The organism is Levilactobacillus suantsaiihabitans (genome assembly GCF_004745505.1).
Classification (GTDB): domain Bacteria; phylum Bacillota; class Bacilli; order Lactobacillales; family Lactobacillaceae; genus Levilactobacillus; species Levilactobacillus suantsaiihabitans.
The window spans coordinates 1-18,604 of record NZ_RKLX01000009.1 but is presented as its reverse complement, the minus strand read 5'-3'; the positions used below and the strand labels follow the sequence as shown (position 1 = coordinate 18,604).

Here is an 18,604-nt window from a genome sequence, read left to right as displayed (position 1 = left end):
TTTTTATCACATAAGGGGGGCTAGGTATGAAGAAGCAGGAACGCCAACAATTACTCAAGCGATTACTGACATCGCGAGAAATTGAGCGGCAAGAGGACTTTGTCCGGCTATTAGAAGAGGACGGTATCCACGTGACGCAAGCGACCATTTCGCGGGATATCAAGGAGATGCAACTGGTCAAACTGCCGGCAGAATCTGGCGGTTACCGGTACAGTCTGCCCGTCCAAAAGAAGATCGACACCCAAAAGAAACTCCAACGGACCTTACAAAATGCTTACATATCCTTTGCGGTGCAAGACCAATTCACGATTCTCAAGGTCTTACCCGGCAACGGCCCAGTCATTGCGTCACTGTTGGACCAGATGCGATATGAGTTTGTTTTTGGGACGGTGGGCGACGACAGTTCGGTCTTGACCGTTTGTGTTTCGCACCAGGGTGCCTTACAATTAGAAAAGACGATTGACCGCATGCTTGCGGATTAGGTAAACCAGACCACGACTGACGACCAGCAAAAGCTGACGAAGCAGCAGTGGTCTTTTCTTTAGGGGGTCCAGACGTGTTACAAGAGCTGTCTATTAAAAATTTTGCCATCATCGACCAACTCGACGTGGCATTTAAAAATGGCATGACCGTCCTTACTGGGGAAACGGGTGCCGGGAAATCCATCATCATTGACGCCGTGGGGCTACTAGCCGGCGGTCGCGGATCGGCCAGTTTCGTGCGGACCGGGACCGACAAAGCCATCATCCAGGGAATCTTTGTCTTTCCGGAGGGGGGCACCACGTATCGGGTCTTAGACGACCTGGGCATCGACCACGATGACGGCAGCGTCATTTTACAACGCGAGATTCATCAAAACGGGCGCAACACCTGTCGAGTCAACGGGATGCTGGTCAACACCAGTACGCTCAAGCGCATTGGTGAAACGGCCGTAGATATTCATGGCCAAAATGAACACCAGGAATTGATGCAGCCGGAAAAACACCTGGGGATGCTCGACGAATTTGCCGGAGCCACAGTCGCCAAGCTACGACAACGGTACCAGGCGGTCTACGAGCAGTACACCCAGTTGCGAGCGACGCTGGAAAATAAGCGGGCTAACGAAAAAGAATGGGCCCAACACCTGGACATGCTCAAATTCCAGGTCAACGAAATCGAGTCAGCCCAACTGGAACCCGGTGAAGAGGACAGTCTGGTGGCCGAACGCGACCGGCTGGATAACTTTCAGAAGATCAACGATGCCTTGCAGCTGGTTCAGGTCACACTGACGGGGGAGGATACCGCCCCCGGGGCGACCGACCAGATCAGTGGCGCCATGCAGGCGATGCAGGGCATTGCCGATTTCGACCCGGCCTTCAAGCAGATTGCCAGTAGCCTGGAGACGGCCTATTACGCCTTGAGCGACGCGGTGGGCGACGTGTCTTCGCAATTGGACCTGCTGGAGTGGGACGAAGGGCGTTTAGACGAGATTGAACGGCGCTTGGAAGTTATCAATCAGTTGAAGCGTAAATACGGCGACTCCGAGGCCCAGGTCTTGAAGTACTTCGACAAAATTGCCGCCGAATTGAAGCAAATGCAGGCCACCGACGAAACGGCCGACGATTTAGAGAGCCAAGTAGCCACCCAACGCACGACGTTGTTAAAGCTGGGCGAACAGCTGAGTAAGGCCCGCCAACAAGCGGCCGAGAAGTTGGAGGCGGCGATCCACGGCGAACTGGCGGATCTGTACATGGACAAGACGGTCTTTGCGGTGCACTTTACCCGCTCCAAGTCCCAGCCGATTTTGAGCACGGGGTTGGATCACGTGGAATTCTACCTGCGGACCAACCCCGGTGAAGCCATGCGACCATTGGCCAAGATTGCCTCCGGCGGGGAATTGTCGCGGATCATGTTGGCGTTGAAGACTATTTTCTCCGAGTCGCAGGGCATCACGTCGATCATCTTCGACGAAGTGGATACCGGAGTCAGCGGTCGGGTCGCCCAGGCAATTGCCGAAAAAATCAGTGGCATTGCCCGCGCCTCGCAGGTGCTGTGTATCACGCATTTGCCTCAGGTCGCGGCCATGGCCGATCACCACTACTTTATTGCCAAGGAAATCGTTGGTGAGCGGACCGAAACCAAGCTGACGCGCTTGACTGAAAAGGACCGCATCAGCGAGATTGCCCGCATGTCGGCCGGCACTCAAGTCACAAAATTGGCGTTGGAACACGCTAATGAGTTGCTGGGGTTGGCTGATGAGGTTAAGGAAAAGCACGCTAAGAAACAGAAATAGTTTGAAAAGAGTCCATCAGCCGAAAGAGGGTTGATGGACTCTTTAATTGATTATGCTAAATTTATTCGCCAGATTTATTTAGTCAATTAACAAATTCCGTACGACTTTATTCGTTTGTTGCGTTATACTTGATGTGAATGTAACAAGTTGAACGAGGTGTGAGAGATGCTAAAACGGATAGGACTAGGATTACTGAGCGTGGTTGTCGGCTTTCTGATTTTGTGGGGAGGGCCCAATAGAGCTAGTGCCAATAAGATTGATGATTATGTGACGGGATTAGATGCCCCTAGCAAAATTGAAGAAGAGACAGGGAACAATACTTATACAGATGTTACGGACAAGGGTGAACCGCTAAAATCGGGCCAAAATTATAGATTGACCTATTCTTGGACGGTTGCTGACAATACTAAAATCGCTGATAAAGACATTGCGACTGTGACCCTACCCAATTCGGCGAGTCATGGTGCGGCCGGTTTCGATGTTAAAACGGGTGATCAAAATCAGACTGTAGTTGGTCATTTTGATTTAAAAGCAGATTCCAGTCATACGGCAACCATTACCTTTAATGACGCGCTAGCGAACGCCAACGTTTATCGTCAAGGAAGTCTGACATTTCAAGTTACAGGAACGACAGATGATACTAGTTCTGACAATAATGATTACGTTATTGCCAAAAATGGTTGGATTCAGGACGGTGACTTCAATGAGAATGGTATACCTAAGCAGGCGGTCTGGCAGATTGTTTTTAATCCAGCCGAAAAGGCTATGGGGAAGGTAACCTTAACCGATACTTTGGGAGCTTATCAAACCTATGCTGATGGGTTTAAAGCTACAGATGACACAACTGGGGATACCTTGAAGCCTACAGTTCAGATTGATGGTTCCCAGTTGACCATCACATTTGCCAACGTGACTCATAAGATAACGCTGAGTTACTACACGAAGGTAGATGTTGATCATTTCAGTGGGACAACCAGTGGTTTTCTCAGTAATAGTGTTAATTTAGTGGCTGAGGATGGTGAAACGGGTAGTGCGGGAACGGACCCCGGATCAGGAACTAATCCAGATGATCCATCGATAGTAGGAGATGCACATAAGAATATTCAGTGGGGTGGCTCTGCAGATATTGATGGCACCTACATCGGTGATGTTACGTTGACCAAAACGGGGATTGATGGTACGAAGCTGAATGGAGCTGAATACACACTGCAGAAGTTAAATGATGCTACTAAGATGTATGAGGATTACCAAACACAATTGACAACCACAAGTACGTCTGATGGCAACGGGGTCCTCAATGATTATGGCTTGCCAGAGGGGTCCTACCAGTTCATCGAGACCAAGGCCCCTAGTGGCTATCAAAGAAATTCCGCACCAATTTCGTTTACAATCAGTTCTACCAATGCCACGGCACACCAATCGGTTAGCCAGGTCGATACTAAAGGAACTGTCAAGTTAACGAAGCTAGATAGTCAATCTCAGGAAAAACTGTCGGGGGCGCAGTATCAATTAGCATATGGCTCAGAATGGAAGGACTATGATGCTGGCTCACCGGTCGGATCTGAGTCGTACACGACTGGGGCTGATGGAACGCTGACGGTCACGGGATTGGCGCCAGGCAATTACGAGTTTGTTGAGGAACAAGCGCCGGATGGCTATGAATTAGATCGAACGCCAATTCCGTTCACGATTGCTGATACGCAAGAAGATGATACTGCTGTTTCAGTCGAACAAAAAGATGTACCAGAGAGTAGTTCCGATAGCAGTTCGGGGAGCAGTGGAAGTCTGACAACTTCCAGTTCGACTGTTACTAGTGATAGCTCCAGCAGTATAATTGTTTCAAGCAATTCAAGTAGCTCGAGCAGTTCTAGTAGTTCTAGTAGTTCTAGTAGTTCCCTAAGCGCTTCGTCGGAGAGTGCCCAATCGAGTAGTGTCTCTTCAACGGATACTGGCAGCGGTAATGTCTACTCAATGACATCAAGTAGTTTTGCGAGCGCTATTGATAATAAGGGGAGTCATGCAGATAAGACGAGTTACAATCCGACTAATAGTGGATCTTCTGACGATTTGAATGCTGGTGTGAGTGCTAGCTCCACCCCAACCCAACAAACGTCGACACCAAGCCAGCATCACCGTGGCCTAGCTGACAAGCTGTTGCCTAAAACCAATGAAGCCAAGACTATTTACGCCGCGATTGGTGGGTTGCTATTGCTTGGCAGTAGCCTAAGCCTCTGGCAATACCGCCGCACCCGGAAGAACTAAAATTCAGGTTAAAAAAACGACCATGGTAGAACGTCAGAATTCTATCATGGTCGTTTGGCTTACTTCACGCGTTGGATTGACCGCAAAAGGGCGGGGGTTACGATGGTGGCAAGCTGTTTGTTTTGTTTTAGCATGAGGTGACCAGCGGCGTCTTCTTTCAACTGACCAATGACGGTCGTGGGCGCCACGTCGGGGGCCGCCTTGAACTGGAGCCGAACCAGGTAGTGGCGGTCCAGGGCTTGTTGGATGAAAAGCGTCAACTGGAAGTCAGGCATCTGGGCGTAAACGACTTGGCCATCAATGACCGGTAACGGGCTGAAGAGTTCCTGTGATAGGGTGGCGACCCGATCAGACAGGGTCACACGTTTTGCGATTGAATTTTGCATGCTGATCACCTCGAACATTTGTTTGTATTTTTATTATACGAACGTTTGTTTGAGATTGCAAGCCTTTTTGTTCGATTGGGTTGCCGCCTGTGACGGTAAAGGGCGGCTAACCGTTGGGGGACGCATGTTCTCGTGTGTAGGTCAGCAGCATTATTTTTGCGACCGGTCGGCTGACGGGGTCTGGGCGAACACGGAACGTGGTGGCACGGCCGGCTAACCGCCAGTGACCAGTCAGGATTAACCCGATTTCACCGGTTTTTTTCGACAAATAGGCGCGATATGCAGTATTTATCGCTGAATAGTGGTAATATAGTATCCTATAGATTATAGTTTGCGCCAAGCAATCTGGTGCTGACCGCCAACTCGTTTTGGGGATGGCGGCTTAATTAAATTTTGTGATGAAGGGATTTTTAAACGATGGCTAAACGTGGAATGCTCATTGTCCTCTCGGGTCCTTCCGGAGTTGGTAAGGGAACGGTTCGTAAGGCGCTGTTTGAAACGGGGGCGACCGACTTTTCGTACTCCATTTCGATGACCACTCGGAAACCGCGGGAAGGCGAAGTCAATGGGGTCGACTATTACTTCGTCTCGAAGGAAGAATTTGAAGAAAACATTCGTAACGGTGAAATGCTGGAGTATGCCAAGTATGTTGACAACTACTACGGTACCCCGTTAAAATATGTAAATGAGACCTTAGATCAGGGCAAAGATGTCTTCTTGGAAATTGAAGTCAACGGGGCCATGCAGGTGCGGGCCAACTGCCCAGACGCTGTGTTTGTCTTCTTAACGCCACCGGACTTAATGGAATTGAAGCACCGGCTGATTGGTCGGGGCACGGATGCCATGGATGTCATCAACAAGCGCATCAAAAAAGCGGTTGGTGAGATTCGGATGATGCGCAACTACGACTACGCCGTGGTCAACGACGAGGTTAGCAAGGCCGTTGAGCGGATTCAAATGATCATTCGCAGTGAACGTTTACGGGTGACCCGGGTCATGCCGGATTACGAACAAATGATTGGAGACGAATAAAAGATGTTACTTTATCCCTCAGTTGATGATTTATTAGCACAAGTTGATTCCCGTTACTCTTTGATTATGTTGGCTAGCAAGCGGGCCCATGAATTGGATGCCGGTGCCAAGCCACTTTTGACCGATTACAAGTCGCCCAAGACGATTGGTCGGGCATTGGAAGAAATCGCTGCCGGTGCTTTAATGATCGATCCGGACGAAAAGGATCTGGACGCCTAAGTTTGGCGATTCAGGAAAGACCAGGTTGCCGTTGGGTAATCTGGCCTTTTTTATCAAGACGGCGCTATTGAATTGGAGGAAACGCAATGTTTGAAGACAAACACATCACTTTGACGGTCAGTGGCAGTGTGGCGGCTTACAAGGCGGCCTTGCTGGCGCGCCAACTGGAACGAGCGGGGGCCCAAGTCCGTATCGTGTTGACCGCGGGGGCCGCGCATTTTGTGACGGCGGCGACGTTTGCGGCGTTGACCAAGGCCTCGGTGCTGACGGATGACACCTGGTGGCAGGCCCAGGGGCAGATCGCCCACGTGGAGCTGGCCGACTGGACGGACCTGGCCATCGCGGCCCCGGTCTCGGCCAATCTCATGGCGCAGCTGGCCAACGGATTGGCCAATGACGCCGCGAGTGCCACGTGGCTGGCGACCGCCGCGCCTAAGGTCGTGGTACCGGCCATGAACAGCCACATGTGGCAGGCCCCGGCAACCCAACGCAACGTCCAGCATTTACAAGCGGATGGTGTCCACGTCTTGACCCCAGCGACGGGCCAACTGGCAGAAGGCTACTCAGGGCCGGGGCGGTTTCCCGAACCCACCGACATCGTGGCCAATTTGATGACGCTGGGGCTCTTTACCCCGCAGACTTTGGCCGGCAAACGGGTCATCGTCACGGCCGGGGGGACGCGCGAACGCCTGGATCCCGTACGCTTTTTGACCAACGACTCCTCCGGTAAAATGGGCTACGCGGTGGCCACAGCCGCCAAACAGGCCGGCGCGGACGTCACGTTGATCACGGCGTCGACCAAACTCACCGCGCCCGCGGGCGTCACCGTGGTGCCCATTCAAAGCACCACGGACCTGTCCGAAGCAGTGTTGGCAGCTTTTCCCCAGGCGGATGCCTTAGTGATGGCCGCGGCCGTTGCGGACTTTCAACCGGATGTGACTGCCGATCAGAAGATCAAAAAGACGGCGGACAATGATGAATTGATTTTAAAACTCAAGAAAACGCCGGATATCTTAAAACAAGTGGCGGCCATCAAGCAGCCCGGTCAGGTGACCGTGGGTTTTGCCGCGGAAACGCAAAATTTGCTGGCTAACGGCCAAAAGAAGCTGGTCAGCAAGTCCTTGGACCTGTTAGCCGCCAACGATGTCTCCCGAGCCGACATCGGCTTCAACGGCGATGACAATCAGGTGACCTTCATCGCCCCGAACGGCGTGACCGACCAGACGCCCAAGACCAGTAAAACAATGATCGCGCGGGCTTTAGTTGACCGCGTGGCCCAGTTATTAGCAGAAAAGTGAGGTGAGACACCATGGCCCAGATTGGCCAAATTATTGTGGACGTGCCAACCATGCAGACGAATGAACCTTATTCTTACGCCATTCCCGCGGCGTTAGCGCACCAAGTTCAGGTGGGGATGCGGGTCACGGTACCGTTTGGTCGCGGCCACCGCGTCGTTTCCGGCGTCGTGGTTGGCCTGAGTGACGACACCAACTTTGACGGGGACTTAAAGCCGATTCAAAGCGTGCTCGATTTGGCGCCAGTGCTCGATGACGAGCTCCAACAGCTGGCCAAGTGGCTGGCCGATACGACCTACGCCTTTCGAATCACTTGCATTCAAACCATGTTGCCCAACCTATTGAAGGCCCAAACGGAACGGCAGATTCAACCGACCGAGCCGCTATCGGCCGATGAGATGCAGGCGTATTTTCCCCAGGGAGCGCCGCGTGACTTTGACACAGCCAAATTAGATGAAGCGACGCTGGCCGGCCTCTTGCGCCTGCAACGGGCGGGCAAGGTCGAGGTCGTCTACCAGGTGACCAGCAAGGCCGCCGCTAAGACCACGACGGGCATCAAGCCGGCATTACCGGTCGCAAAGCTCCAAGAGATCCAGGCAACGGTGGCCAAAAAAGCGCCTAAACAGGCCGAACTGCTGGGGTACCTGCAGACCATGGCCCCGGATAAATTGGTAGCCCAAAGCCAAGTCGCTCACGCTGCCGACGTCAGCACAGCCGTCATTGCGACCGCTGCGGACAAGGGCTGGGTGGTGAAACAGCCGCTGGAAGTGTACCGCGACCCGTTTCATCAACCCGTCAAGCCCACGCAACCGCTACGGCTCAATGCCGAGCAACAGACCGCGGTGGATGCCATCACCAGTGCCGTTGACGAACAACGCACAGAGAATTTCTTGGTGGAAGGCGTCACCGGTAGTGGGAAGACGGAGGTCTACCTGCAAAGCATGGCGGTCGCCTTACAACAGCACCGCACCGCGTTGATGTTAGTGCCCGAGATTGCGCTGACGCCGCAGATGGTCAACCGCGTCAAAGCGCGCTTTGGCCACCAGGTCGCCGTGCTCCACAGCGGCCTGTCCAAGGGTGAACAGTACGATGAGTGGCGGCGCATCGACCGCGGTGAAGCGACCGTGGTCGTGGGGGCCCGTTCGGCCGTCTTTGCCCCGGTGCGCAACCTCGGGATCATTATTATGGATGAGGAACATGAAAGTAGTTATAAACAAGACGAAAATCCGCGCTACCACGCCCGCGACGTGGCTTTGTGGCGGGGACGGTACAATCACTGCCCCGTGGTCTTGGGAAGTGCCACGCCGTCACTAGAAACGCGGGCGCGGGCCGCCAAGGGTCTGTACACCCGGCTGGTCTTGGCTAAGCGGGTCAACGATCATCCCTTGCCCGCCGTACACATCGTGGACATGCGTGAAGAGGTCAAGCAACACAGCGAAGGCGACTTCTCCCAGCCCCTGTTGACGGCCATTCAGGAACGGTTGGACCGGCAGGAACAGATGGTCTTGATGTTAAACCGGCGGGGCTACTCGTCGTTTGTGATGTGTCGGGACTGCGGGTTCGTGTTGAAATGCCCGAACTGTGACATCTCCTTGACGCTGCACATGGATACGCACACGATGAAATGCCATTACTGCGGCCATGAAGAGGCCATCCCCCACATTTGCCCCAACTGTCATAGCCGCAAGATTCGCTACTACGGCACGGGGACGCAAAAGGTCGAAACAGCCCTGCAAAAGGAATTTCCGACGGCGCGCATCTTACGGATGGACGTGGATTCCACGCGGCGTAAGGGGGCACATGAAAAGCTCCTGCGGCAATTTGGCCAACACCAAGCCGATATCTTGCTGGGGACGCAGATGATCGCCAAGGGGCTGGATTTCCCCAACGTGACGCTGGTCGGGGTCTTAAATGCCGACACGGCACTGGGGCTGCCCGACTTTCGGGCCAGTGAGCGGACCTTCCAGCTGTTAACCCAGGTCAGTGGGCGTGCCGGCCGGGCCGAAAAGCCAGGTGAGGTGTTCATCCAGACCTTTAACCCCGAGCATTACGCCATCGAGCTCGCCCAACAACAGGATTACGAGCGCTTCTTCGTGACGGAAATGCACATGCGCCATCAGGGCAACTACCCGCCGTATTATTTTGCGGTCCAACTGACGGCCAGCCATGAAGAAGAGGCTAAGGCGGCTAAGGCGATGTACCAGATCGTCGGCCAGTTACAAAAAGGCTTAAGCGACAACGCAATTATCTTAGGCCCGACGCCCAAGGCGATTGCGCGGGTCAAGCGGAAGTATTATTATCAAGTTGTGATCAAATACAAAAGGGAGCCGCAACTCAAAGCGGTCTTAGAAAAGATCCGGCAGGCGGCCCAAATCCCCGCCCGCCACGGTCTGACCATCACCATCGACCCCGAACCGATGAACTTTATGTAAAAGAGTGGGCCCAAAGGCGGTTAACTGGCGAGCATTAACGGTGCTAGGCGGATAATCCCGGGTTTGGATCATTTGCCTAGCAGTGTTAAGCGGAACCAGTTGCCTTTGGGCGCACGTTTCGGCTATGTTGGGGGGCCAGCGGAACCGGCTGCCTTTGGGCGCACGTTTCGACAAAGGTGGGGGGCCAGTGAAACCAGTTGCCTGTTGCCACATGTTTCGGCTATCAGGCCGTTTCAAACCGTGGTTTCCAGCTCCAAGCGAGGCCCAGACCACTTACCGGGCTTGGCTCGTCGACCACCTGCCAACCAAGATTTGGTGGACGCTCGGCGGCTAACCGCTAAGTCCCGAGAACGCCTCGGAACGGTCAGGCCAACCACCAGCTCCCTTTTTAAAGCGAACCAACAATCAGTAAAACTATCAGAAAGTATGGTGCAAGACATGACTTCAGTAATTTTTATGGGCACGCCGAAATTTTCGGCCCCCATTCTCAGTAGTTTAATCGACCACGGCTATGAGGTGTTGGCCGTGGTGACCCAACCGGATCGCCGGGTGGGACGCAAGCACGTGTTGACCGCGTCGCCCGTCAAGGAAGTGGCGGTGGCACACGGCATCGAAGTGCTCCAACCCCAAAAGATCTCCGGTAGCCCCGAAATGGCGCGGGCCATTGAATTGGCACCGGATTTGATCGTGACGGCAGCCTTTGGGCAATTTTTGCCGACCAAGCTGTTAAAGGCGGCCAAGGTCGCTGCCGTAAACGTGCACGCGTCGTTACTGCCGAAGTATCGCGGTGGCGCGCCCGTGCATTACGCCATCATGAATGGCGACAAGGAAACCGGGGTCTCCATCATGTTCATGGAAAAGAAGATGGATGCCGGGGATGTCTTGGCCCAACGTGCCATTCCCATCACGGATCAAGACGATGTCGGTACCATGTTTGACAAGCTCAGTGACCTGGGTCGTGACCTGCTCTTAGAGACCTTGCCCAAGCTCCTGGCGGGCGAAATCACCCCGGTACCACAGGATGAAAAGCTAGTGACCTTCTCACCAACCATCAAGTCCGATGAGGAACGGATCGACCTGAACCTCAGCGCCCATTTGATCGACTGCAAGGTCCGTGCACTGCGGCCAGCGCCTATCGCCCACATTTACTTGAACGGCGTGCGCACCAAGCTGTGGCGGGTGACGGTCTTGGACCAAACGACCGACCTCAAGCCCGGCGCTTTGGTCAGCCATGACAAGCACCACTTGGCGATTGCGACCGGCGAACACGGCGTTTTAGGATTAGACGAGATTCAACCGGCCGGCAAGCCCAAATTAAGCATTACGGACTTTCTGAACGGGACGAGCGACGCATTGACAATTGGCGAACAGGTGGCTGAATAATGACAAAAAACACAACACCACGGGCTTTAGCGGTCGAGGCATTGACCCGTGTCGCAAACGGGGCTTACTCGAATTTACAACTGGAACAGACGTTAGAAAGCCACAACTTGAGCGACGTGGATCGCCGCTTTGTGACGAACTTGGTTTACGGGACCATCCAACACCAATTGACGTTGGAATACTATCTGGACGGGTTTATCAAGCCCAACCAAAAGGTCTTGCCATGGGTCAAAATGACCCTGCTGGTGGCCCTTTACCAAGAACTGTACTTGGATCGGGTCCCCAAGCGGGCCATCTTCAATGAAGCCATTCAATTGGCCAAGGACCGGGGCCACGAAGGGATTCGCCGGTTCGTGACCGGGGTCTTACACGCCATTGACCGCCAAGGCTTGCCTGACTTGAGTCAGATCAAGGACCCGACCAAGCGGTTGAGCCTGCAGTATTCCGTGCCGGAATGGCTGGTGACGGCCATCCAACAACAGGTCGGTGACGACAAGGCGCTCAGCATTTTAGCGACCATCAACCAACCGGCCGCGCAATCCGTGCGGGTCAACACGGCCGTGGCCACACCAGAAACCGTGGCCCAATCCCTGACGGACCAAGGCTACACGGTCACGCCCAGCGTGGTGGCCAGCAATGCCTTTCGGTTAGACGACAAGGCCGCCAATCAAAGCAACGTCTTTGAGACCGGTGAACTGACGATTCAAGACGAAAGCGCCATGTTACCGGTCGAGGCCTTGCAAGTCCGGCCCGGCGATCAGGTCCTAGATGCCTGTGCGGCCCCTGGCGGCAAGACCACCCAGATTGCGGCGTTGCTCGATGCCCATTCCGGTGGGAAGGTGACGGCCTTAGACCTGCACGCAAAGAAGGTCAACTTGATTGAAGCCAACGCCAAACGGCTCCACGTTGCCGACCGGGTCGACGCGGTGGCCTTAGATGCCCGCAAGATCAACGACAAGTTCCCGAAGAAGCAATTCGACCGCATCTTAGTCGACGCCCCGTGTTCGGGGTTGGGCCTGATCCGGCGAAAACCAGAGATTCGTTACGAAAAATCGGCCCAAGATATCCAGCAACTGCAACGCGTTCAGCTGGGCATCTTGGCTGCCGTGAGTGAAAAATTAAAGCCAAACGGCATTTTGGTCTACAGTACCTGCACGATTTTGGACACGGAAAATGCGGACGTGGCGGCGAAGTTCTTGGCTGCCCATCCGGACTTCGAGTCCATGCGGGTCAAGACGGCCTTAGACGTCAAGGCCGACCGGACCACAGATACGTTGAACATCTATCCGGATGATTTTGATTCGGACGGGTTCTTCGTCAGTGCCTTTCGGAAGAAAAAGTAGGGGTGAGTCGTCATGAAAGTGGCATACCGCACGTCCATTGGCAAACAGCGCAATGACAACGAGGACTATGTCGATGTTTTCACGAACTTAGCGGGTCAACACCTGGCCATCATTGCGGATGGTATTGGCGGACACCAGGGGGGCGACGTGGCCAGTGCCATGGCCGTTTCCCATCTGGGGCACGAATTTGAACAGACCAAGCTCACCACGCCGGCGACGGCCAGTGAGTGGATCACGCGCCAGATTACCGCCGAGAACCAATCGATCATTGATAAATCCAATCAATTTGCGGATCTCAACGGCATGGGCACGACGCTGGTGGCGGCGTTATACTTCACGGAAGAAGTCGTCATCGCCAGCATCGGGGATTCACGCGCCTACTTGTTACGCGATGGCAAACTGCGCCAACTGACCGAGGACCATTCGCTGGTCAATGAACTGGTCAAGCGCGGCGAGATCAGTCGCCAAGCGGCTCGGCACCATCCCCAAAAAAACGTCATTATCCGCTCGCTAGGCATTTCTGACGATGCGCGCTTTGACCTCAACACCTACCCGTTGGTGCTAAACGACCAGCTGTTGATGTGTACGGATGGGTTGACCAACATGGTCGATGACCAGACGATTCAAGCCGTGTTGACCAGTGAACGCACGGCCGAAGAAAAGTGTGATCACCTGATCGAACTGGCCAACGATGCCGGGGGACTCGATAACATTACCGTGTTACTCCTGACCAACTTCTCACGGGAGGTGGCAGACTAATGCGGACGGGTTATACCTTAAGTGGCCGGTACCGCATCATTCGCGCGCTCGGCGAAGGTGGGATGGCCAACGTGTATTTGGCGCACGATCTGATTTTAGACCGTGACGTTTCAGTAAAATTGTTACGACTTGATCTGCGGGATGACCCCAGCACGATTCGTCGGTTCCAGCGAGAGGCGCTGGCCGCAACCGAACTGGTCAATCCCAACATCGTCCAGGTGTATGACGTGGGTGAGGAAAATGGCATGCAGTATTTGGTCATGGAATACGTCGAGGGGACCGACCTCAAGGCGTACATCAAGGCCCATTTCCCAATCGCCTATCAAGAAGTCATCCACATCATGGAACAGATCTTGAGTGCGGTCCAAACGGCGCATGAGCACAATATCATTCACCGGGATTTGAAACCGCAAAATATTTTGATCGACCAGCACAAGGTCGCTAAGATCACCGACTTCGGGATCGCCGTGGCCTTGTCTGAACACAGTCTGACGCAGACCAACACGGTGCTGGGGTCCGTGCACTATTTGTCACCGGAACAGGCACGTGGGGGGATGGCAACCAAAAAGTCCGACATCTATTCGTTGGGGATCATCCTCTACGAACTCCTGACGGGCACCGTACCCTTTGAGGGGGAAACGGCCGTCTCCATTGCGTTGAAGCATTTCCAATCGGAGATTCCGTCGGTACGAGAGATCGACCCGCGGATCCCGCAGGCGTTGGAAAATGTGGTACTCAAGGCCACGGCCAAGCGCCCCGAGGACCGTTACACCGACGCGGCGAGTATGGCGGCGGACCTGAAGACCTCGTTATCGCCGAAACGGGCGGGGGAAGTCAAATTTACCCCGGCCCAAGACGATGATGGCGAGACCAAGGTCCTGCCTCTCAGTGCGTTAAGTTCGTTGACGCCGGAAACGGCCGCAGCGGCGACTCAGACCACACCACAGGAAAAAACGGCGACCGATTCGGCGCCTGCTAAAGCAGCGGGGAAAAAGGGCCGCAAGAAGACCCGTCATCCCCGTCGCCGCAAGTTCCTGCTGGCCGGGCTAGTCGTCTTGTTGCTGGTCGCGGGCATTTTGATCGGCATGGCGCTCTTTCGGCCGCAGATGACCAGTGTACCGAGCGTGGCTGGGCGGACGGAACAGGTGGCCAAGAGTCGCCTGACCAACGCCTACTTGACGGTGGGCAAGGTCCACAAGACGGCTAGTGCCACGGTCAAGGTTCATCGCGCCGTGCGGACCGAGCCGCGGTCGGGAACCCAGTTGAAACGCCAGACGGTCGTGGATCTGTGGATCAGTACGGGACCGAAGCGTTATCAGCTGGCCGATTACCAGGGGGATGCGTACGCCAGCACCGCCGCGAAGTTAGAGGCGCTGGGCTTTAAGGTCCACCGCGAATCGGTGCACTCCACCAGCGTCCCGGCCGGTCGGATCATGCAGCAAAGCGTCCAGGCGGGCCAAAAGGTCGTCCCAGCCAAGACCGATATCACGTTTACGGTCTCCACGGGGTCGGAAACGGTCACGCTGGCCGATCTGACCAACAAGACCAAGGCCCAGGCACAAAGCTACGCCACCAACCGCAACCTGAACCTGGCGTTTGACTACGCCTATTCCAATGATGTGGCCAAGGGCCGCGTCATCAAGCAGTCCCCTGGTGAGGGTGCTGTGGTCCAGGAAGGCGACGAGGTCACGTTGACCATGTCGCGCGGCGTGGAGAGTGAAAGCAGCTCCAGTGTCGATCAATTCAGCGTGAACGTGAAGATTCCGTTTGACGATGACAGTGCCAGCGAGAGTTCGAGCGAAGACGATAGTGATGACGACAGCAGTAGCAGCAGTAGCTCGTCGGCCTCCAATCTGATTCAGATCTACTTGCGCGACCAGGACCATTCGCTCAGCACCATCTATAAGCAAATGACGATCACGTCAGACACCAGCGTGACGTTGCCGTTCACCGTGGCCTCCGGTAAGTCCGGGGCCTACAAGGTGGTCCGTGACGGCCACGTGATTGCGTCGGACAGTCACGTCACGAAAAATTAAGAAAAATCTGCAATTTACGCCTAATTCTCTGTATAATGGGAATTGGGCTTTTTTTGGCGAACTTTTCGGCCGTTTAAAGGTGATGCATATGGATATGGGATATTTTATCCCATATCACCCGAGCTGGCCGACTACCGTTCGCCAAATATGGGACTGGAACGCGGTGGGCGGACCGGTCGAGCCACAGTGCGGTCTCGCCCTCGCTTTGAGCCGGAAAGCACGTCTCAAAGACGCCAGTTGCCTAAGCGGCCTGAAAACTCCCACTGCTGAGCCCATATTTGGCGAACTCTCGTCTACGTAGGCGATTGCCAGTAATACTGGTTTAATGCCTTGAGACTTACCATACCCACCGGCTTCAATCACGTTTATAGTGGACCGATCATCGGTATAACCAGGCGTAGTCGCGGGTGTCCAGTTAAGGCTACTGTAGTTGTCGATAGACGTGTTTGTTAGCCGTCAGACGTTGCGCAGGCTTACTGTGACTGCCGCAGGCAATTGGCGAGGACTGGGCGGCAATTCTGGGTAACGGTAGGCGGGCAGACAAGTTCTAGTGGAAGGGTAGCGAGACGACTGCTTTAGTTGTGATATTTAACACAACCGCAGGAAAACTAGTGTCAATTTGCAAATTAGTGTAAACTGGAAACAAACCCATAAAGGAGGTGCGCATTGACAGAAGGACAGATTCGTCAATCGCTCAGTGGCTTTTATGACGTCTTTAGCGACGGTCAGCTGTACCGGACCCGCGCGCGGGGAAACTTTCGGAAACGCAAGATTACGCCGTTGGTCGGGGACCGAGTGACTTTTGAGAGCTCGACGCCGCAGGAAGGCTATATTCTAGAGATTTTACCGCGGGACAACGCGTTGACCCGGCCGCCGGTGGCCAACATTGACCAGGGGGTCGTTGTGACCGCCGTGGCCCAGCCGGAATTTTCGACGGGCTTGTTGGACCGGCAATTGATTGCCTTAGAAGTCAGCGGGATTGCGCCCGTCATCTACTTCACGAAGACCGATCTGATCGACGATGACCGTTACCAGTACTTTGAACAGCTGGCAGCGGGTTATCGCAAGATTGGGTATCCGGTAATCTTGAGTCGGGCGCCATTTTCACAGGACGGCTTAGACCAGTTCCAGGCGACCTTGGCCGACAAGGAAACCGTGATCATGGGACAGACCGGGGCCGGAAAATCGACCTTGTTGAACCACATCGCGCCCGATTTGGACCTGGCCACCGGCGAGATTTCGACCGCGTTGAACCGGGGGCGTCACACCACCAGAAAGGTCAGTTTGATGCCCATCGCTGGCGGGTTAGTGGCCGATACGCCGGGATTTTCGTCGTACGAAACGTTGACACTGGATTACCGGGAGCTGAGTCATTATTTCCCAGAATTCGTGGCGTTGGCCGGTGATTGTCGTTTCCGGGGCTGTGTGCACGTCAATGAGCCAGGGTGTGCCGTGAAGGCCGCGCTGGCCGACGGTGAGCTCATGCAGAGCCGTTACGACAATTATTTACAATTACTCACGTTGTTAAAGAATCAAAAACCAATTTATAACAAGAAGAAATGAGGAAGAGAATTTATGATTAAAGTAGCGCCTTCAATTTTAAGTGCCGATTACGTGAACTTACAACCAGATATCGAAAAGGTGGACCAAGCAGGAGCCGAAGTCTTACACATCGATATCATGGACGGCAACTTCGTCCCAGCACTGTCTTACGGTCCCGGCTGGGTCAAGGCCATTCGTCCCATCACTAAGATGGTCTTAGACGTGCACATGATGGTCCAAAACCCAGAACGTTACGTTGAGGACTTTGCTAAGGCCGGCGCCGACATCATCGGTGTGCACGTCGAAGCGACGCCGCACATTCACCGGGCCTTACAAATGATTCAAAACGCTGGCGCAACGCCAGAAGTGGTCATCAACCCGGGGACGCCCGTTGCCATGATCGAACCGGTCTTGGACATGGTCGGCCAAGTCTTAGTGATGACGGTCAACCCTGGCTTTGGTGGTCAGAAGTTCTTACACAGCACGGTCGCTAAGATCGCCGAACTGGATGCCATCAAGAAGGCCAAGGGTTACGACTTTGATATCGAAGTCGATGGTGGGGTCAACGATCAAACCGTTGTTGACTGCGCAAACGCCGGTGCCACGGTTGCTGTAGCTGGTTCATACGTCTTCAACGCCGACGACCCAGCTGCGCGGATTCAAGCCCTGAAGGACGCGACAAAATAATGCCTCGGGGCGGAACGTTTAATCTGTTAGTGGGGGGCCCTAAGGCTAATTGGCCGGCGGACCTCACTGAGAAAATCGTTGGCCCCTGGATTGGCGTTGATCGAGGGACCCTGCGGTTGATCGAACACAATGTACAACCGGTGGCGGCCATTGGGGATTTCGATTCTCTGGCGGCCCCAGAACTGCAACGGGTCCGGCGCAATGTCAAAGATATTCGGCAGTCGCAACCCGAAAAAGATTTTACTGATACGCAGATGGCGGTGTCCGTGGCCTTTGGGGACTACGGCGCCGAACAAGTCGATATTTACGGGGCCACGGGTGGTCGCCTCGACCACTTTTTAGCGAACCTGTTTATCGTCTTGGAGCCCCAATACAAGCGTTATGCCAACCGCATTCGCTTGATCGACAAGCAAAACACGATTTCGTTTTACCTGCCGGGGCACTATCAGCTACGTAAAGAACCGGATAAAAATTATCTGGCCTTTATCCCACTGACGTCCATCGACCATCTGAGTTTGTTAGACGAAAAATATCAGCTCCATGACGAACCGATTCCTTATCCCATCTCATTAGCCAGCAATGAATTTACGGGCGAGACGGGGGAATTTCAGTTCGACACCGGGGTGTTGTGTGTGATTCAAAGCTGCGATACCTACGAAGCGCGGCATGAATAGCCACAAAAAAGCGTCACGATGATCCGGTGGGGATGGTCGTGACGTTTTTTAGCTGGGCGAAGTGAGGTACCGAGGCCAGCAAAGTTGGCGGTCTTCTGGTAAACTGTCTTATGGAAGAGATGGTTGATTTGTTTAACCAATGAGTGACTAGATACGAAAAATTAAGGTTCTATGATATTTGGTGTTGATGGAGAACTCCATCGACGCCATTTTTGTATAAAAAAGAGGCATATCACCTCTGTGCTACAATCAAGTCGTCGAAACCAATTGAAAGCGAGGAAA

Annotated in this window: 15 protein-coding genes; 14 read left to right on the top strand and 1 reads right to left on the bottom strand. The window is 54.1% G+C overall.

The genetic code is table 11. The features are described 5' to 3' along the window. Positions 1–26 precede the first annotated feature (26 nt). The 3 genes from EGT51_RS06455 to EGT51_RS06445 all read left to right on the top strand — a co-directional run bounded on the left by EGT51_RS06455 (position 27) and on the right by EGT51_RS06445 (position 4,534). Positions 27–482, top strand: coding sequence for an arginine repressor (locus EGT51_RS06455; RefSeq protein ID WP_125575189.1), 456 nt, complete (start codon positions 27–29; stop codon positions 480–482). A 74-nt stretch (positions 483–556) separates the two neighbouring features. Continuing rightward, positions 557–2,272, top strand: a complete 1,716-nt coding sequence (gene recN, locus EGT51_RS06450) for a DNA repair protein RecN (RefSeq protein ID WP_135367941.1) — start codon at positions 557–559, stop codon at positions 2,270–2,272. A gap of 165 nt (positions 2,273–2,437) precedes the next feature. Further along, positions 2,438–4,534, top strand: coding sequence for a SpaA isopeptide-forming pilin-related protein (locus tag EGT51_RS06445; RefSeq protein WP_135367940.1), 2,097 nt, complete (start codon positions 2,438–2,440; stop codon positions 4,532–4,534). 59 nt (positions 4,535–4,593) lie between these two features. Here EGT51_RS06445 and EGT51_RS06440 read toward each other — a convergent pair whose 3' ends face one another. Continuing rightward, the gene (locus EGT51_RS06440; protein WP_135367939.1) at positions 4,594–4,920 is read right to left on the bottom strand and encodes a hypothetical protein; all 327 of its coding nucleotides are present in this window, start codon (positions 4,918–4,920) and stop codon (positions 4,594–4,596) included. A 417-nt stretch (positions 4,921–5,337) separates the two neighbouring features. Here EGT51_RS06440 and gmk point away from each other — a divergent pair, with 417 nt between their 5' ends. From gmk to EGT51_RS06385, 11 genes are all read left to right on the top strand, one after another. Beyond that, positions 5,338–5,952, top strand: a complete 615-nt coding sequence (gene gmk / locus EGT51_RS06435) for a guanylate kinase (RefSeq protein WP_135367938.1) — start codon at positions 5,338–5,340, stop codon at positions 5,950–5,952. A 3-nt stretch (positions 5,953–5,955) separates the two neighbouring features. Further along, entirely contained in the window at positions 5,956–6,171 is a 216-nt protein-coding gene (gene rpoZ, locus EGT51_RS06430; protein WP_061776946.1) for a DNA-directed RNA polymerase subunit omega, read from the top strand. Positions 6,172–6,257: 86 nt separating this feature from the next. After that, positions 6,258–7,469 carry a bifunctional phosphopantothenoylcysteine decarboxylase/phosphopantothenate--cysteine ligase CoaBC gene (coaBC, locus tag EGT51_RS06425; RefSeq protein WP_135367937.1) on the top strand — a complete coding sequence of 404 codons (1,212 nt, stop codon included), beginning with the start codon at positions 6,258–6,260 and terminating at the stop codon, positions 7,467–7,469. An 11-nt stretch (positions 7,470–7,480) separates the two neighbouring features. Beyond that, positions 7,481–9,898: a primosomal protein N' gene (gene priA, locus EGT51_RS06420; protein WP_135367936.1), complete on the top strand. Its 2,418-nt coding sequence runs from the start codon at positions 7,481–7,483 to the stop codon at positions 9,896–9,898. Between the two features lie 438 nt (positions 9,899–10,336). Then, entirely contained in the window at positions 10,337–11,281 is a 945-nt protein-coding gene (gene fmt, locus EGT51_RS06415) for a methionyl-tRNA formyltransferase (RefSeq protein WP_135367935.1), read from the top strand. Further along, positions 11,281–12,624, top strand: coding sequence for a 16S rRNA (cytosine(967)-C(5))-methyltransferase RsmB (rsmB, locus tag EGT51_RS06410; RefSeq protein WP_135367934.1), 1,344 nt, complete (start codon positions 11,281–11,283; stop codon positions 12,622–12,624). Before fmt ends, rsmB begins: the two co-directional genes overlap by 1 nt. A gap of 12 nt (positions 12,625–12,636) precedes the next feature. Beyond that, positions 12,637–13,383: a Stp1/IreP family PP2C-type Ser/Thr phosphatase gene (locus EGT51_RS06405; RefSeq protein ID WP_135367933.1), complete on the top strand. Its 747-nt coding sequence runs from the start codon at positions 12,637–12,639 to the stop codon at positions 13,381–13,383. Further along, positions 13,383–15,419, top strand: coding sequence for a Stk1 family PASTA domain-containing Ser/Thr kinase (gene pknB / locus EGT51_RS06400; protein ID WP_135367932.1), 2,037 nt, complete (start codon positions 13,383–13,385; stop codon positions 15,417–15,419). Before EGT51_RS06405 ends, pknB begins: the two co-directional genes overlap by 1 nt. 666 nt (positions 15,420–16,085) lie before the next feature. Next, a complete protein-coding gene (rsgA, locus tag EGT51_RS06395; RefSeq protein ID WP_135367931.1) occupies positions 16,086–16,982 on the top strand; it encodes a ribosome small subunit-dependent GTPase A in 897 nt (298 codons plus the stop codon). Between the two features lie 12 nt (positions 16,983–16,994). Continuing rightward, entirely contained in the window at positions 16,995–17,648 is a 654-nt protein-coding gene (gene rpe / locus EGT51_RS06390; RefSeq protein ID WP_135367930.1) for a ribulose-phosphate 3-epimerase, read from the top strand. Beyond that, positions 17,648–18,322: a thiamine diphosphokinase gene (locus EGT51_RS06385; protein ID WP_135367929.1), complete on the top strand. Its 675-nt coding sequence runs from the start codon at positions 17,648–17,650 to the stop codon at positions 18,320–18,322. Before rpe ends, EGT51_RS06385 begins: the two co-directional genes overlap by 1 nt. The last annotated feature ends 282 nt before the right edge of the window (positions 18,323–18,604 follow it).

What these genes read in the sequence shown, in the direction of transcription:
- EGT51_RS06455 (WP_125575189.1), top strand. Translation starts at nt 27, where the DNA reads ATGAAGAAGCAGGAACGCCAACAATTACTCAAGCGATTACTGACATCG.
- EGT51_RS06445 (WP_135367940.1), top strand. Translation starts at nt 2,438, where the DNA reads ATGCTAAAACGGATAGGACTAGGATTACTGAGCGTGGTTGTCGGCTTT.
- EGT51_RS06440 (WP_135367939.1), bottom strand. Translation starts at nt 4,920, where the DNA reads ATGCAAAATTCAATCGCAAAACGTGTGACCCTGTCTGATCGGGTCGCC.
- gmk (WP_135367938.1), top strand. Translation starts at nt 5,338, where the DNA reads ATGGCTAAACGTGGAATGCTCATTGTCCTCTCGGGTCCTTCCGGAGTT.
- rpoZ (WP_061776946.1), top strand. Translation starts at nt 5,956, where the DNA reads ATGTTACTTTATCCCTCAGTTGATGATTTATTAGCACAAGTTGATTCC.
- coaBC (WP_135367937.1), top strand. Translation starts at nt 6,258, where the DNA reads ATGTTTGAAGACAAACACATCACTTTGACGGTCAGTGGCAGTGTGGCG.
- priA (WP_135367936.1), top strand. Translation starts at nt 7,481, where the DNA reads ATGGCCCAGATTGGCCAAATTATTGTGGACGTGCCAACCATGCAGACG.
- fmt (WP_135367935.1), top strand. Translation starts at nt 10,337, where the DNA reads ATGACTTCAGTAATTTTTATGGGCACGCCGAAATTTTCGGCCCCCATT.
- rsmB (WP_135367934.1), top strand. Translation starts at nt 11,281, where the DNA reads ATGACAAAAAACACAACACCACGGGCTTTAGCGGTCGAGGCATTGACC.
- EGT51_RS06405 (WP_135367933.1), top strand. Translation starts at nt 12,637, where the DNA reads ATGAAAGTGGCATACCGCACGTCCATTGGCAAACAGCGCAATGACAAC.
- pknB (WP_135367932.1), top strand. Translation starts at nt 13,383, where the DNA reads ATGCGGACGGGTTATACCTTAAGTGGCCGGTACCGCATCATTCGCGCG.
- rpe (WP_135367930.1), top strand. Translation starts at nt 16,995, where the DNA reads ATGATTAAAGTAGCGCCTTCAATTTTAAGTGCCGATTACGTGAACTTA.
- EGT51_RS06385 (WP_135367929.1), top strand. Translation starts at nt 17,648, where the DNA reads ATGCCTCGGGGCGGAACGTTTAATCTGTTAGTGGGGGGCCCTAAGGCT.